The 15,478-nt window shown below is 54.9% G+C and carries 11 protein-coding genes and 1 pseudogene; 7 read left to right on the top strand and 5 right to left on the bottom strand.

Translation table 11 applies throughout. The annotated features are described in order from the left end of the window. Nucleotides 1-612: 612 nt before the first annotated feature. The 7 genes and pseudogenes from HCK03_RS26390 to gap form a co-directional block, all read left to right on the top strand. A pseudogene (locus HCK03_RS26390) lies at nt 613-761 on the top strand (DDE-type integrase/transposase/recombinase); the annotation flags it as partial. 250 nt (nt 762-1,011) lie between these two features. Further along, entirely contained in the window at nt 1,012-2,730 is a 1,719-nt protein-coding gene (locus HCK03_RS14930; RefSeq protein WP_167691822.1) for a hypothetical protein, read from the top strand. A 250-nt stretch (nt 2,731-2,980) separates the two neighbouring features. Then, on the top strand, nt 2,981-4,861 hold the full coding sequence (locus HCK03_RS14935; RefSeq protein ID WP_167691823.1) for a hypothetical protein: 1,881 nt from the start codon (nt 2,981-2,983) through the stop codon (nt 4,859-4,861). Between the two features lie 279 nt (nt 4,862-5,140). Beyond that, nucleotides 5,141-5,713, top strand: coding sequence for a hypothetical protein (locus HCK03_RS14940; RefSeq protein WP_143716834.1), 573 nt, complete (start codon nt 5,141-5,143; stop codon nt 5,711-5,713). A 177-nt stretch (nt 5,714-5,890) separates the two neighbouring features. Continuing rightward, complete coding sequence (locus HCK03_RS14945; RefSeq protein ID WP_167691824.1) at nt 5,891-7,462, top strand: sensor domain-containing diguanylate cyclase; 1,572 nt, start codon at nt 5,891-5,893, stop codon at nt 7,460-7,462. A 201-nt stretch (nt 7,463-7,663) separates the two neighbouring features. Beyond that, nucleotides 7,664-7,912, top strand: a complete 249-nt coding sequence (locus HCK03_RS14950; protein WP_167691825.1) for a hypothetical protein — start codon at nt 7,664-7,666, stop codon at nt 7,910-7,912. Between the two features lie 199 nt (nt 7,913-8,111). Further along, a complete protein-coding gene (gap, locus tag HCK03_RS14955) occupies nt 8,112-9,110 on the top strand; it encodes a type I glyceraldehyde-3-phosphate dehydrogenase (RefSeq protein WP_167691826.1) in 999 nt (332 codons plus the stop codon). A 48-nt stretch (nt 9,111-9,158) separates the two neighbouring features. On the opposite strand, the gene aldA is transcribed toward gap, so the two are convergent. From aldA to astB, 5 genes are all read right to left on the bottom strand, one after another. After that, a complete protein-coding gene (aldA, locus tag HCK03_RS14960; protein WP_041145293.1) occupies nt 9,159-10,598 on the bottom strand; it encodes an aldehyde dehydrogenase in 1,440 nt (479 codons plus the stop codon). 201 nt (nt 10,599-10,799) lie between these two features. Further along, nucleotides 10,800-11,603: a YdcF family protein gene (locus HCK03_RS14965; protein ID WP_041145292.1), complete on the bottom strand. Its 804-nt coding sequence runs from the start codon at nt 11,601-11,603 to the stop codon at nt 10,800-10,802. Nucleotides 11,604-11,680: 77 nt separating this feature from the next. Then, nucleotides 11,681-13,117, bottom strand: a complete 1,437-nt coding sequence (locus HCK03_RS14970; protein ID WP_041145291.1) for an amino acid permease — start codon at nt 13,115-13,117, stop codon at nt 11,681-11,683. A 10-nt stretch (nt 13,118-13,127) separates the two neighbouring features. Further along, nucleotides 13,128-14,123 carry a succinylglutamate desuccinylase gene (astE, locus tag HCK03_RS14975; protein ID WP_135184770.1) on the bottom strand — a complete coding sequence of 332 codons (996 nt, stop codon included), beginning with the start codon at nt 14,121-14,123 and terminating at the stop codon, nt 13,128-13,130. A gap of 10 nt (nt 14,124-14,133) precedes the next feature. Beyond that, complete coding sequence (astB, locus tag HCK03_RS14980) at nt 14,134-15,474, bottom strand: N-succinylarginine dihydrolase (RefSeq protein ID WP_041145289.1); 1,341 nt, start codon at nt 15,472-15,474, stop codon at nt 14,134-14,136. Nucleotides 15,475-15,478 lie beyond the last annotated feature (4 nt).

Consider the following 15,478-nt stretch of genomic DNA (forward strand, 5'->3'; position numbering starts at 1 on the left):
CCGGCCAGCTACCGCACCTGCTGGCCCAAAAGTTAATCACAAGCTGATCGATGCAAAAAAATCCCGAATATGGACTGCACCCCAAAAGTTGGACACCCAACTGAGTAAGATGCAGTTTTTTATGGCAAAACCAAAACATTCCCTCGAACCCAGACTGGCTGTGGTCAGCGACTATCTCGCCAGCAATGACGGGACGCGACGAATCGTAGAATGCTTTGGTGTCGAAATAACCTCTGTTCGTCGCTGGGTCAGAGCCTGGAAATTACACGGCATCAACGGGATAGACGGAAAAAGGACCACCACTCTCCGGTGTTCCGGATTACTGTTGTCCGGACCATTCTTGCTGAAGAACTTTCGATGCTCGAAGCGGCCGCACGGTTTAATATCTCCGCTGAAACTGTTGTCCGGCACTAGGTTAATGTCTACAAAGACGCAGGTGACAAAGGACTTCTGAATATAAAACCAGGGCGGAGCAAAGACATGGCAAAACCCAAAAAAGCCTCACCACTTACCGATGCAGCGCTGGAAAATTGTCTCCCAAAGAGTTACGGGCTGAACTCCGTTATTTGCGTGCAGAGAATGCTTACCTAAAAAAGCTGAAGGCCTTAGTTTAAGTGGGTTACAGATGTGACAGAGTTCCCGATACAGGGCAAAAACTTTATCTGTCGCCAGTACTTGATCTTTTTAACCGGGAAATCATCTCATACAGCCTGTCGGAAAGGCCGGTGATGGAAATGGTTAATATCATGTTGCGTGATGCGTGATGCGTGATGCGTGCGCGAAGCTAGAGCCCAAACTTTAGCTACTGACAAACATGCCATCGGAACCTTCTCCGGATTCGACAAATAACAATCTCCCCTATATCGCGGTCGTCTACACGAGATTCCCCCCAGTTCCTGCTCACGTCATCATTCTCATCGCCGAAGAAGCGCAATGGAGAGCAAAAAACAGCCTTGACACTGTATAAATATACAGTATAAATAAAGTGAGCAACAACAGCGGAGAATATTAATGGAAATTTCAACAAATGATGATGACCTTCGTGCAGATTTAGCTTCAACAGCGATTGATAAAGGAGCTTCGTTAGTTGCTCTCGAACAAGGGGGTTCAGTTCAACAAGCAATAAATTTTGTCATGCCAGAGTGGTTTGGTGCAAAAGGAAACGGCATTGATGATGATTCAGTTGCATTTACGCTCGCGGCTAAAACAGGGAAAAACATCTCTCTAAGATCCGATGCAAGGTATTTAATTTCCTCACCTGCGGTTTTGGCTTTTGTGCCAGGATTTATTGATGGTTCACGACGAGACATACTTGGTAACGGTGCGACGATTATCACCACTGGCCCCTATGAACCGTTTCATCAATATTCAGACGAAACCAATACGGCCACTACGGTCATCAAGTATGGCTGGAATTATTATGCTTTAAATTTTGAAGGTTATACTGATAAAGACGGAGCATGGTCCATTGTTAACAAGTCTATTGGCTTATCCTTTGGATTTGGTCGCGCAGAGAAAATCACTGGGAAAGGTCTATGCAATGTAATACGGGCGTATGGTAAAACGCTAACGCGAGATATTTACGGGGACAACCTTAGAAATGCCCTCTATAGTTGCTACACCTATCCTGATGATAATGTCACTGGGGAAAACCAATTATTTAATGCCAGCATTGGATGGTGCTCTGGGGATGGTCTGGTATTAAAAGGACGCAATGTTCAGGTTGATAACTTTTCGTATGAGTATGCAGGTTGCATCACACCACAGAATGCCGATGAGATATCCAGAAAGGCCGCAGGTAAGGCTGGAGAGCCTCGCGGCGTAGCAATCTCAATTGGAGCTGATGAGACCCAAGGGGGAGATATAGTCATAACTAACGTCACCGGTAAGTACTACGGTGCCGGAGCATTCAGCTTTAATGGTGACAACATCTCCTTAGGCGGAGTATTGAATGTTGGCAGCCATTATAAAGAAAACTTTATCGCAAGCCTAAGCGGTAGTGTAGCCTGGCTCAATATTCAGAATTCCTACATTGGTTTTATTCATGCGAAGGATGTTTATTCGGGTTTTGGCATAAACGCCGGAAGCGAAAACTTTCGTTTCGAGGGTATATCGATAAGAAGCAAAATGGCTATAAATGGTGCTGTATTGTGTTCTGCCACGGACTCCAGCACTTCTTCCATCACGCGCGGTTCCGTTGGTCCGATTTACCTCCATGGTGAAAGCACAGTTAATAATGATATTTATTTAAACACCGCTGGCATTGTTTTTGAAGGCTTCTACATTGCGCAAATGAACAACCAGCAGGGCGGAGTTTCAGTAGAATTCGCAAAAGCCTGCTGGGTACATAAACTTGATTTAATCGCTACAACATCAGCCGCCACTAATACATGGGTACGTTTTTCAGCGAACGCACGGGTCGATCAATACAACTCTGAGCGGGCATTCGGGACGGCGTTATTGGTGCGTGATGGCGCCGTACCGTCTCTTGGTAGCATAAACCTGCGGAATAAATTTGGAAATAGCGCCCCAATAATTATCCAGGGAGATGGTACAGCCATTCATAATTGGTCCACCTGTACCATTACTGGCTCTACAACCGGCCGGCCTGCTATTTCAGGGAGCCTGATAATGGAGGGTTATAGCGGACCAACCTGGAAATTAGCCGCTTCAGGAATAAATGGCAGCGTATGCTATCCAGATAAAACAACCAAAGTTCTGACGGAGTAATACTAATGACTATCACAGCGAAAGTAGTGAGACTTTATCTGAAAGGCGTAAGCGTTTAAGAAAATGGCACAGCAGCTGAGCATATTGATGTTTTCGAATCACAGTAATATGCCCTGGATGCTATGGGGTGGCGATTGTTAAATGAGGAAGAGACGCCAACCTGAATAATGCCCCTTTAAAATACCAACCAGCATTTATTTGCACGGTTATAAGATTCTATTTTTCAACGAAAAAATAACGGAGGTTTAACTTGAATACTTGTTCTGATATTACAATGCTTCGTGCAATTATACCAGATTCCAATGGTGATGTGATCTATCTTAAATCTTATTATTCAGAACAATTCCCCGCTCAGGGTGGAGGTTTATTTATTGCGAGGCAGGATAGCGCAAGAGCAGATGATGACGGCATCGTTATTCGTTCCACAGCAAGTTGGATATGGATACGTTCTTTAGAAAAATCAGGCACCGTTTCACCATATATGTTTGGGGCAAAAGGTGACGGTATAAATGATGATACTTTATCCATCCAAAAAGCTCATAACTATGCAAGATCTCAATCAACTCTGAATGGTAATAGATTAATTAAAAACGGAACACTCTCATTTGGCACTGGCCACTTCAAATGCAGATCCTCTCTAAAGCTCGATCTTAAAACCATCGATTATGATTTCTCAGGGGCTTTATTGGATTTTACGGAGATTCCAGCAGGAGTCAGTGAAACAGAAAGAAATGTTGCAATTCAATGGCAAAATGATAGTGGATATACTCAAGGTAATTTAAGCGTTAACAATTTAAGGATGATTGGTCCGGGCATAGATTCTTATGTTGATGGCATGACCTTTTCAACATCATTGTCCGGTAGTTACCCACGAAACTCGTTAACATTCTTTGGTGGAGGGATGGACAATTTCGCATATGGCTTAACCGGGACCAAAAATTTTTACTTTCTGCGGATGTATGGGTTTACCTTCAATCATTGTGATGTCTGTTATTACTTCCCAGATGGCGCTCAAGATTCAGGCGAGGAGATGAATTTCCATAGTTGTGTTTTCACTCAAAGCAACTGCGCCGTAAGACTACACTCAGGTTTCAGCTACTTCTTCAATTGCTCTTTTGATTATATTTATGGCAACAAGGGTCAGCAAAACCCCACAGGGCACGAAGGGAAGTATATTCATATTGAAGGCGGGCAACACATTTTCCGGGATTGTCACGTTGAAGGATATGGTCCTCAAAACTATATTATCAACATTCCTGATAATAAAATATGCAAAGTTAATTTTTGCGGTGGATTATTTTCGTTTAGAGCTGGCGCAGATCAGATCAAATACCCTACAACATCCAATCCATTCTACTGTGGAAATAAATCCCGGGTGGTTTTTGAGAAAGTTAATCTTGGAGAAATGCAAGCATTAGGAGATGCTAATGTTACAGGATGGTTTGATGGGAGCGGTTATGTTTCGTTACGTGATACCCAGCTGCCTCCTTTTTGGCCAAATTTACTGACGCAAGTTAGAACAACGCCTACAGTTCAAGATAACTGGCTTGATAGTTCTTGCTACAACGGTGGACCAGAAAATGTTCAGTGGACAGAAGAAGTTTGGGTTTTACCACCAGGCGGCACTAATAATGTCAGAAAATCCAGATATGGCTGGGGGACAGATGTCAGCACGAATTTTAGTATAAACAGGAGTAACGGCTATATCTCTTTGGGGCGCAATAGCGCCGCAGATGATGGGACATTTCAGGCAATTCTTGGCACTATAAAACTTAAGGGTTATGGAAGTGTAATCCATCACATTAAGGCAAGCACTTATGCTGGCACGGGTCAGTCTTGTCAAATAAGAATTATTTGGGCGAAACTAATCGAACACGGACCAAACCAGGATAGAGAGCCTCAAATAACGCTTCAGCAGAACGGTCATGTTTATGAATATAAATTCAGTGGAACTAACTCGACTCTAAAAACAGTCGTTATGCCCGGCCAAATGCAAGGAGAAATTAACCAACCTCCGAGTATTGACAGAGCGCCGGATTGGGCCACTCATGCGTTTATTCTGATAGACACTTCAAAAATTTCATATGAGTTTGATTTACGTATTACCGATGTTTACATGCGGCAAGTTTAAGCCATCAATCAAAATAGCGGCTATCATCATTGATGGCCGCTCTTAATTAATGAAAGTTCCGGTGGCTGCTGAGACGGACTTAATTTAGTGAGGCAGAACAGGCATCAGCTAGCCTGCGGTTTATCGAATTTTTCCTCAAGCGGCTCCATGGCAGGAGGATATACGGGCTATAGCAAACGGCACTCATCGCTTTACGATAGCCCCTTAACCCCTCCGATAGCGCGTAATTAGCGGTATGTTATATTGCCTCTACTTATTTCATTACCAGACTGTACCCATATGGACATTACCTTAATGCGGCACGGGAAGCCTGAAATCGCAGCCCGCCGCGGCGGGCGCTGGCTTAGCGCCCACGAAATGCACGCCTGGATAGCGGATTACAATGCGGCCACGGTAGCTGAAATGCCCTGCCCGAGGACAACATCCGCCTGCGAGGCCGGCGACTATATCGTGTCCAGCCCCCTGCCGCGCGCGCTTACCTCTCTCTCTACGCTGGGTGCAAACCCGCACGCTATCCTCCACGAACTCAGCGAAGCGCCGCTGCCGGTTATCAACGTTCCGCTAATAAAATTCCCCTCCGCTATCTGGCTGATACTGTTCCGCCTGCTCTGGCTTACCGACCTTGCGCGCGGTTCTGAAGCAAAAGCTGAAGTCCGGATGAGAGCCGCCAGGATGGCGCGGGAGCTGATCGACGCGGCGGCGCGATACGGCCACGTGGTCAGCATGGGACACGGCATTTTAAACAAATTTATTTCGCTGGAATTAACGCGGCTGGGCTGGATAAAAATTGCGAGTACCGGTTCAGGCTACGGGAGCTATGTCACCTGGCGTTCCCCGACGGGGAGGCTCTGACCGCCCCTGATATCACACAAGCTGCTGCGATTAGCGCCTCGCATAGCGGTGCACCATAATGGCGGTCGGCCGCCATTGTCAGAACCTGCTGTCAGCCGACGGAGCGGCAGAAGCGGCTTATGTTCTGCGCTAAAAAACTGATAAAATGCGCAAAATTTTTAAGATACGTGAAAACCTATGCCAGGAAAAAAACTGCATCTGCGCACTCTCATGCTGATGTTGTCCGTCGGAGGGATCCTGCTGACATCAATGCTGCTGCTCAGCGCCCTGACGTTTTTCCAGAAGGGCAATATTGAGAACCGGCTGCTTGAGAACAACCTCGCTTACGCCCGTAAGCTGGCGGATACCACCGACCGCTACCTGGTGACGGCGCAGCGGGAGCTCACCTACAGCGCCGGGCAGATAAAAAACCTTAACGACCCCCAGCAGCTGAAGAGCGAAGCGGAAAGGCTGCGCCTGCAGTCCGGCTTTTTCAACTCGGTGGTTATCGTTAATTCCGACGCCGTTATTGCCGCCGCCTCCCCGGAAAGCCTCAAGCTGGTGGGAATAAAACTGCATTCGAGCGCCAGCCGACAGGCCATTACCTCAAAGAAGCTCTTTATCTCTGAACCGTTCATTTCGGCGGCGGGTAATTACGTGGTGTTTGTCTCGCAGCCATTATTTAGCCCCGGCGGCGACTATCTCGGCTATATCGGCGGCAGCATCTATCTGCAAAAAGAGAGCATGCTCAGCGATATTCTAAGCATGCATTTCTATGAAAATACGACGGACGTCAGCGTTATCGATAATGACGGAAAAATCATCTTTAATCGCAATCCGGCGCGCGTGGGAGGCGAGTTTCGCCCCACTCCCGGCCTGCAGGCGCAGATTATTAACGCGCAAAATGGCCACTTTTTTGGCGATGACAAAAGCGCAGACAGCCTGGTCGGCTACGCCAGCCTGAAGCAGGCCGACTGGAAGATTATCATCTCGGGGGCGTCGGAAAGCGTATCGCGTATATTAATGCAGACGGTGGTTAACGCCTTCTGGTTCACGCTCGCGATCATCTTCCTGACGGTGACAACCGTGACGATTTTTGCCGCCATCATTTCGGCCCCGCTGGAGAAACTCGCCGAATTCACCCGCGCGGAAAACAACGCGTCCACGCGCAAAAAGCTGGCCAACATTAACGTCTGGTACAAGGAAGCGGAGCGCCTTAAAGAGGCGTTCAGCCAGCATCTGCAAATCATGGCCCGCCGGGTCAACGCCCTCAGCGATGAAACGATGACGGACCCGCTTACCGGACTCTATAACCGCAAAGGGTTCAGCACGCTGCTGAAACAGTCCTCCCATCGCGCCGAGCGCTGCGTCATTGCGATTGATATCGACCATTTCAAAAAAATTAACGATCTGCACGGTCATGACGGCGGGGATGCGGTGCTGGTCACGTTCGGCGAGAAGCTGCGCAACCTCTGCGCCGACGGGCAGGTTGCCTGCCGGTTTGGCGGCGAGGAGTTTGTCGTATTCCTCCCGGACACCGGCCTGACTGCGGCAGCCGAAGTGGCGGAGCGTATCCGGGTGGAGATCGAGCATGCCGATTTCCCCCACGCCGAAAAGGTGACCATCTCCCTCGGCGTTGCCGGGTTCAGCGAGAGCGTAAACGACGTTTACAGCGTCCTGCGCAAAGCTGATTTAGCGCTCTATGAAGCCAAACGCGCCGGCCGCAACGCCGTGGTTATCGCCGACGCCGAAGGCTTTTCCCGCATCTGAACGGCCGCGAACTACTGCGCCACGCAGGTGCCATAATGCTGAGAGGCAAAAATGCCTCCCGGCATAACCATATTGCGGCTATCGGAGGCTCGCGACGCCAGGCCTAATTCATTCATCATGCAAATATATTCCTCAGCATTCACAGCCACCATCGCATCATCAACATATGGAATGATTGGCGCCCACTTTTCAGGAGGCGTTATGTCAGCTTACTCTTCATCTTTACCCCATTGCCCTGCTTGCAGCTCAGCGTTAACCGCGGCAATCCCCTGGGGAGATTTTCATATTTTAACCTGCCCCAATCATGGAACCTTCACCGTAACCGACACCGCCGTAGCCATGGCAAACGCCAGCCAGAAGCACAAAGCCGCTCTGGCGGTAAAAGTGGCGGAAGGGAGCGGTGCGGGAAGCGCGGCGATGATTTGGTCAGGCGATCTCGAGAGCGCCTGAGCCCGGCAGGATCAGGCCCGCAAACTCGCTTTTAGCGGCCAGCTTCCGCCCTCCCCGCGATGAGCAAACGCATGAATGTTTCTGTCGCGTTTTTTCAAAAGCTTAGCCGCCCGGTCGATTTTGCGGGTTGCCCAAATCGACCGACTGGAGTATGCCTGTATGAGTTTTACCCTCTAACCGACTCACCAGGAGATTTTCCATGAGCAAGCTTGGAATTAATGGATTTGGTCGTATCGGACGTCTGGTATTACGCCGTTTATTGGAAGTTAACAGCCCACTGGAGGTCGTGGCCATTAACGATCTCACCTCGCCAAAAGTGCTGGCCTATCTGCTAAAACATGACTCTAACTACGGTCCCTTCCCGTGGAGCGTCGACTTCACCGACGATGCCCTGATCGTTAACGGTAAGAGCATCACCGTCTACGCGGAGAAAGAGGCCCGGAACATTCCGTGGGAAAGCGCGGGCGCGGAGCTTATCGTTGAGTGCACCGGCTTCTATACCTCGACGGAAAAAGCCCAGGCCCACCTCAGCGCCGGGGCGAAAAAGGTCCTGATCTCCGCTCCCGCCGGGGAGATGAAAACCATCGTCTACAACGTCAATGACGACACCCTCACCGCGGACGACACCATTATCTCCGTCGCCTCCTGCACCACCAACTGCCTGGCACCGATGGCGAAAGTGCTCCACGATGCGTTCGGCATCAGGCTCGGCACGATGACCACCATTCACGCCTACACCGGCACTCAGTCGCTGGTGGACGGCCCGCGCGGTAAGGATTTACGCGCCTCGCGCGCGGCGGCGGAAAACATCATCCCGCACACCACCGGGGCGGCGAAGGCGATTGGTCTGGTGATTCCCGAGCTCAGCGGCAGGCTGAAGGGCCACGCCCAGCGCGTGCCGACCAAAACCGGATCGGTCACCGAGCTGGTGTCGATTCTTGAGAGAAAGGTCACCGCCGAAGAGATCAATCAGGCGATGAAGAACGCGGCGGCGAATAATGAATCCTTCGGCTATACCGAAGAGGAGATTGTCTCTTCCGACGTAATTGGCAGCCACTTTGGTTCGATTTACGACGCCACCCAGCTCGAAATCGCCGAGGCCGGCGACGTTCAGCTGGTCAAAACCGTGGCGTGGTACGACAACGAATACGGCTTCGTCACCCAGCTCATCCGCGTGCTGGAAAGGTTCGCTAAATAAGCAAATAAAAGCGGATAGCCCTCGGCTATCCGCGTCTTCACCCGCCGCTTAGGCCTGCAAATAGACCACCTGGGTCTGCAGGTACTCGTTCAGACCGTGGCGACCGTCGGCGCCGCCGATGCCCGATTTGCGCCAGCCCGCATGAAAGCCCTGCATGGCCTCAAAGTTTTCGCGGTTGATGTAGGTTTCGCCGAACTTCAGCCCCTTAATCGCCTTCATCGCTACGTTCAGGTCGCGCGTATAGATGGACGACGTCAGCCCGTAGTCGCTGTCGTTGGCCATCGCCAGCGCCTCCTCAAGCGTGTCAAATGCCACCACCGGCAGCACCGGGCCAAAGGTTTCTTCGTGGACAATATCCATATCCTGGCGCACGTCCAGCAGCAGCGTCGGCGGATAAAAATAGCCGCGACCGCCGGTTGCTTTGCCGCCGAGCGCCAGGCGCGCGCCCTGGGCCAGCGCTTTGGCTACCTTCTGCTCGACCCGCTCCAGGGCGGCGGCGTTGATCAGCGGCCCCATAGCGATATCATCCCGCTGCGCCGGGTCGCCAAACTGTACCGCTTTCAGCGCTTCGCCGAGGCGGTTAACAAAGCGATCGTAGATCCCCTTCTGGACGTAAACGCGCTCGACGCAGTTGCATACCTGCCCGCTGTTGATCACCCGCGAATCGACCACCGCCCGAACCGCCAGCTCGAGGTCGGCGTCATCCATCACAATCGCCGGCGCCTTGCCACCCAGCTCGAGGCACACTTTGGTGATGTTTTTCGCCGCGGCGGCCATGATTTTTTCACCCGCGCCCACGCTGCCGGTCATGCTGACCATCGCCACTTTCGGGTTCGCCGCCAGCTCCTGGCCAACGGTCTCCCCGCGGCCCAGCACGAGGTTAAACACCCCTTTCGGCAGGCCGATATCATCGACTATCTGCGCAAAAGCGATGGCGTTATTGGGGGTGAACTCGCTCGGTTTGATCACCATCGTGTTGCCGGTCAGCAGCGCGGGGGCGAGCTTGCGGGCAATCAGGAAGAACGGGAAGTTCCACGGCAGAATGCCGGTGGTCACGCCGAGGGCGCGTTTGAACACGAGGATATTCTCACCGGGACGGTCGCTTTGCACGATTTCACCTTCGTAGCGCCGCGCCCACTCGGCCATATAGTCGAGATAATCGGCGGTAAAGGAGACCTCCACCGCCGCCAGCTGCTGGGTCTTCCCGCCCTCGGCAACGATAAGCGCCGCAATCTCGCCCGCGCGTTCGCGGATCCCGACGGCGATTTTACGCAGCCAGCCGGCGCGCTCGATAGCCGGCAGCGCCTCCCAGCCCGGCTGCGCGCGTTCTGCGGCATCAATGGCCCGCTGCGCGTCTTCGGCGCTGCCGTCGGGAATGCGGGAGAGCAGCGCTTCGGTGGCAGGATTAAGCACGTCAATCCAGGCGTCGCCGCGCCCGGCAACAAACTGACCATCAATATACATCGGGTGCTGAACGGGTGCTGTCATAGCCTGCTCCTGTGGATTTATTGTTTTTAACAAGTGATTTATTTGTTAAAAATCTATCCATAACGGGCAGCCGGAGCAGTGCATACGCGTGATTATGTGAATTACTTCATAGAATCGGGCCCTAAGCCCGGAGAAAAAGTTACATTCAGGTAACACAAACTGCCCGTTTGCGGCAAATCCGGCGCAAACGGGCAAAAATCATCAGCCTAAGGTGCGATCCCCGAGGGCGTGGGTCAGGAGGCTATCTTCACGCAGCTGGCGCCACGCGCTGACAATCTGCGGAGGCGTATCAACGTGGGCAATAAAATCTTTGCCCAGCGGGCCGTATCCCTGGGGGCTGTCCTGCAGGCGCGGCAGCTCGCCAAGGAGTAGCGCCAGATAGCGCCCCACCGGCCACAGCCCCTGCGCCGCGCCGCTGAACGCGAGGCCGCTCTCCGCCGTATTGTGCAGCTGCGGCACGTAGCCCGGGTAGCTGTACCAGCGCGGGAGCGGATCTTCTCCCTGCCAGACGCGGGCGAAGGTGGCCATCGTGCGCCGCTGCATGGTCGGGTCCTGGATAACCACCCCGACGCGGTGCGCCAGCCCCTCGGCCTCGAGCACCTCGCGGCTAAAGCGCGCGTTCTCGCCGCAGTTGGTCGAGCGCGCTTCCGCGACAATCCGCTCGCGCGGTATGTGCCAGTACTGATGGGCGATATCGGCAAGAATATGCGCCTCGGCGCGCCCCGCAACCGGCAGCGAGCCATAGCGCGGGTCGTTGCGTACCGCCTCATAGAGGAACGACGTTGAATGGCCAATTCCGCCGCTTATCAGCAGCGGAACCTCGGCCTCGGCCGCCAGCCGGCAGGCGGCATCAATGGTTGGGATCACCGCGTTGCCCGCCAGTACCACCACCTCAAGCGGCGGCTTCTGCGCCAGGGTGGAAAAATCGTCCTGCGCCAGCCATGCGCCGACGAGGTTCGCTGCCGCCAGCGTATCGGCGGACAGCGCCGGGAAACTATCTGACATACTCTCTCCTTTTCAATTTGCGCGGCGACAACGTCCTGCTTTATCGCCGCGCAGCCGATTAGGCCGATTGTATCCCGTCAGGCGTTAAGTTTCTCCAGCCGCGTTTGCCCTTCTCGCTTCTGCTTTATCTTCCAGCACAGCCACAGCGCGATAAACCACAGCGGCGTGGCGATCAGCGCCTTCAGGGTATCGGGGTCGAAGATCATGATAAAAATAGCGAAGGCAAAAAACAGCAGGCTTAGCCAGCTCATCGCCACGCCCGCCGGCATCTTAAAGGTCGAGCTTTCATGCAGATCCGGGCGCTTTTGCCGATATACCAGGTAGGCGACGAGGATCATGCCCCAGCTGAAGACCACCATGATGGCCGCCAGCGTCGAGACGATGGTGAACAGGGTCATCACGTTCGGCACGAGGAACAGCAGCAGCGTGCCGCTGAGCATGCAGAAGCAGGAGAACAGCAGGCTGCGCACCGGAATGCGGGTGTGGCGCGACAGGATGCGGAACTGCCCGTGAGCATGCTTCTCAACCGACAGGCCGTAGAGCATGCGGGTGCTGGAGTAGACCCCGCTGTTGGCCGACGACATCGCCGAGGTCAGGGCTACAAAGTTAATCACCGCCGCGGCGGCGGGCAGGCCGGCTTTGGCAAACAGGGTCACGAACGGGCTGGCATCGGGCGACACGCCCGGCCACGAGGCCACGGCAATAATCACCACCATCGACAGCAGATAAAAAATGATGATCCGCAGCGGCAGCGCGTTGATCGCCTTAGGTAAAATCTTCTGCGGATCGCGGGTCTCGGCGGTCATTGTCCCGAGCAGCTCAATCCCGGTGAAGGAGAAAATCGCTATCTGGAAGCCGGCCAGGAACCCGGTGACGCCGTGAGGCATAAAGACCGTCGGGTCGGTGATATGGTGCAGCGAGGCCTTCACGCCGTCCGGCGAGGTCCAGCCGATGGCAATCATCCACGCGCCGGTCACAATCAGCGCGATAATCGTAATCACCTTGATCAGCGCAAACCAGAATTCAGCCTCGCCAAACATCTTCACCGACAGCAAATTGAACAGGAACAGAATGCCGAGGGTGCTCAGAGCCGGCATCCACGCCGACATCTCGGGAAACCAGTACTGCATATAGCTGCCGCACACCACCACGTCGGCGATACAGGTCACCACCCAGCTCAGCCAGTAGGTCCAGCCGAGGTAAAAGCTCGCCTGCGGCCCCAGATAATCGCCGACGAAATCGGCGAAAGAGCGGTAATCCAGGCGGGTGAGCAGCACTTCGCCCATCGCCCGCATCACCATATAGGTAAAAAAGCCCACCAGCAGGTAGATCAGCAGGATCGAGGTCCCCGCCACCGCAATATTTCGTCCCGCCCCCATAAACAGGCCGGTACCGATAGCGCCGCCCAGCGCAATCATCTGAATGTGCCGGGCGCCAAGGCCGCGTTTGAGCTGCGACGGGCACTCCCCGTCGATGGCAGGATGCTCCTGCCCCTCGCGTTGATGTTGAGTCATGTCGATTCCTTCAGAGAGGCAAAGAAAGGCATGGCGCGGCAGACTTCAGCAGCAAACCGGCGCGTTGCCCGCGAGCCACTCCCGCATTCGGAAACAGGATATAGGGAGCCTGGGCATCGATAACCCACGTCTTCTCCGCCTGGCGGGCAATGACCTGCCCGGCGGCAAGCGCGGTGAAGTTTTCGATTTTAGGATCGAGGTGCAACGTGAAGCGATCGTCACCCTTGATGATGCTCTCCTGAACCACAAAATGGTGCATCGGCTCCTTAAGGCGCGACGGCAGCGCCCCGCCGCCAATCGTCGCCCGCAGCGCCGCGTCGGCGGCGGCAAACAGGCTCAGATCGTTCTCACCAAAGGGCATCACCTTGCCCAACTCGAGGGTCGCGCTTTCGGCGGCAAACGCCTCGCCGGTAAAGTGGGTGAAGGTCCCGCCGGGTTCGGTATGCCGCACCACCGCGTCCATGCCGCTGGCGGCGAGCAGCCGATAGAACTCGGCGCTGTACTCCCCCTCCCGCGCGGGCAGAAGCGCAAACTGGCGGTAGCGCGAGCCGCGGATGGCGGTATGCAGATCGAGATGCGCTCTGGCGACGGGGCCGTGCGCGTCGGCCGCCGTATAGAACGCCAGGGTCGCCGCCTCCAGCTCTGCCGCACGCCGGGACTCGTTGCCCGGCGCAACGCGCAGATGACGCCCGCCGAACAGGCGGTTGAGGTCGTTATGCAAATAGCGGCGGGAGGCGCGGATCGCCGGCAGGTTGCCGAAGACGATCAGCAGCGCCTGCGACAGCGGCTGCCGGCCCTGGCTCAGCGCATGCACAATCTCCAGCAGCAGCTCTATCGGCGCGGTTTCGTTGCCGTGGATCCCGGCCGAAACGATCGTCGCCTGCCGCCACGGGCTCTGCGGCAGCAGCTGCAGCACGCCATCCGCCAGCCAGCGCGCCTCGATTTCTGCGGGGAACGCCCACTCTGTCAGCCGGCAGTGCAGCAAATCATTCACCTTGTTGTCCATTCCCGGCCCCTTAGCGCTGGAAGTCATAGATGCAGCCCAGGCGCAAAATCTGCGTCAGTTCATCAAGGGCCCGATAGACCTCGTTCAGGAGCTGCGGGTCGGCCAGGTCGCGGGCATGGAGGCGATCGCGGTAGTGCTTCTCAACCCACTGCGTGAGCTGCAGATAGCGCGCGTCGTCCATCAGGCTGTGCGGATTCACCGCCGCCAGCTCGGCGTGGTTCAGCACCACCCGCAGGCGCAGGCAGGCCGGGCCGCCGCCGTTGCGCATGCTTTCGCGCAGATCGAACACCGCCAGCTCGTCGATCGGCGAGGCGCTGTCGCTCACCAGCCCGCTCAGGTAGTGCCAGACGTTCTCCCGCTGGCGGCACTCTTCCGGCACCACGATCAGCATTTTGCCGTCCGGCTTACTCAGCAGCTGGCTGTTGAACAGGTACGAGGCGACGGCGTCATTGAGCCCCACCTGCGCCTGCGGAACCTCAACGCTGACAAACGGAATATCCAGGCGGGCCGCTTTTTCCCGCAGGGTCTCCAGCAGCGCCTGCTGCTGCACAAAGGCCTGCTGATGATGGAACAGCACGTGGCGATTGCTCACCGCAATGACGTCGTTATGGAACACGCCGCCGTCAATGGCCGCCGGGTCCTGCTGGGCAAAGACGGTATATTCCGGGTTCAGCCGATGCAGCCTCGCCACCGCCTGGCTCGCCTCCAGGGTCTGGCGCGCCGGATATTTTTGCGGGGCCACGCCGCCGCTGGCGCGCCTGCCGTAGACAAACAGCTGCAGCCCCTGGCGGCCATAGTCGTAGCAGAAGCGGTTGTGGTTTGCCGCCCCTTCATCGCCCAGATCGCCGTGCTGAGCGAGGGCATGGTGATGAACGAAATAGTTTTCGTCGGCAAAGGTCGCGCGCAAAATCGCCGCGGTGGTGGGCGCTTCCTGGGAGCGGTGCAGCTTATTGGTCAGGTTGGCGACCGTAAAGTGCAGCCTGCCGTCAGCGCTGTCGGCGGATGGCGATACCGTTGCCGCGTTGGCGGTCCACATCGATGACGCGGAGCTAAAAGCCGAGAGCAGATGCGGCGCGTCGGCGGCGGCGCGGGTAATCACCTGCTCATCGCTGCCGTAAAAGCCCAGACCGCGCAGGGCGGCGATATTCGGCCGCGGCTGCGGCGGTAAAATCCCCTGAATAAAGCCCCTGTCAGCGAGGGCCTTCATTTTGCATAAGCCCTGCAGCGCCGCCTTCTTCGGGTTGGATACGCCGTCGCGGTTATTTTGCGAGGCTTCGTTACCGACCGACAGCCCGGCGTAGTGGTGCGTTGGCCCAACCAGGCCGTCAAAATTAGCTTCAAAACCAGACATAGTG

Origin of the sequence: Klebsiella terrigena (assembly GCF_012029655.1) — a bacterium.
In the GTDB taxonomy this organism is placed as follows: Bacteria; Pseudomonadota; Gammaproteobacteria; order Enterobacterales; family Enterobacteriaceae; genus Klebsiella; species Klebsiella terrigena.

Excerpts from the sequence above, each read along its gene's own strand:
- aldA (WP_041145293.1), bottom strand. The coding sequence starts at position 10,598 with ATGACAGCACCCGTTCAGCACCCGATGTATATTGATGGTCAGTTTGTT.
- HCK03_RS14940 (WP_143716834.1), top strand. The coding sequence starts at position 5,141 with ATGGACATTACCTTAATGCGGCACGGGAAGCCTGAAATCGCAGCCCGC.
- HCK03_RS14930 (WP_167691822.1), top strand. The coding sequence starts at position 1,012 with ATGGAAATTTCAACAAATGATGATGACCTTCGTGCAGATTTAGCTTCA.
- gap (WP_167691826.1), top strand. The coding sequence starts at position 8,112 with ATGAGCAAGCTTGGAATTAATGGATTTGGTCGTATCGGACGTCTGGTA.
- HCK03_RS14945 (WP_167691824.1), top strand. The coding sequence starts at position 5,891 with ATGCCAGGAAAAAAACTGCATCTGCGCACTCTCATGCTGATGTTGTCC.
- HCK03_RS14970 (WP_041145291.1), bottom strand. The coding sequence starts at position 13,117 with ATGACTCAACATCAACGCGAGGGGCAGGAGCATCCTGCCATCGACGGG.
- HCK03_RS14965 (WP_041145292.1), bottom strand. The coding sequence starts at position 11,603 with ATGTCAGATAGTTTCCCGGCGCTGTCCGCCGATACGCTGGCGGCAGCG.
- HCK03_RS14950 (WP_167691825.1), top strand. The coding sequence starts at position 7,664 with ATGTCAGCTTACTCTTCATCTTTACCCCATTGCCCTGCTTGCAGCTCA.
- astE (WP_135184770.1), bottom strand. The coding sequence starts at position 14,123 with ATGGACAACAAGGTGAATGATTTGCTGCACTGCCGGCTGACAGAGTGG.
- astB (WP_041145289.1), bottom strand. The coding sequence starts at position 15,474 with ATGTCTGGTTTTGAAGCTAATTTTGACGGCCTGGTTGGGCCAACGCAC.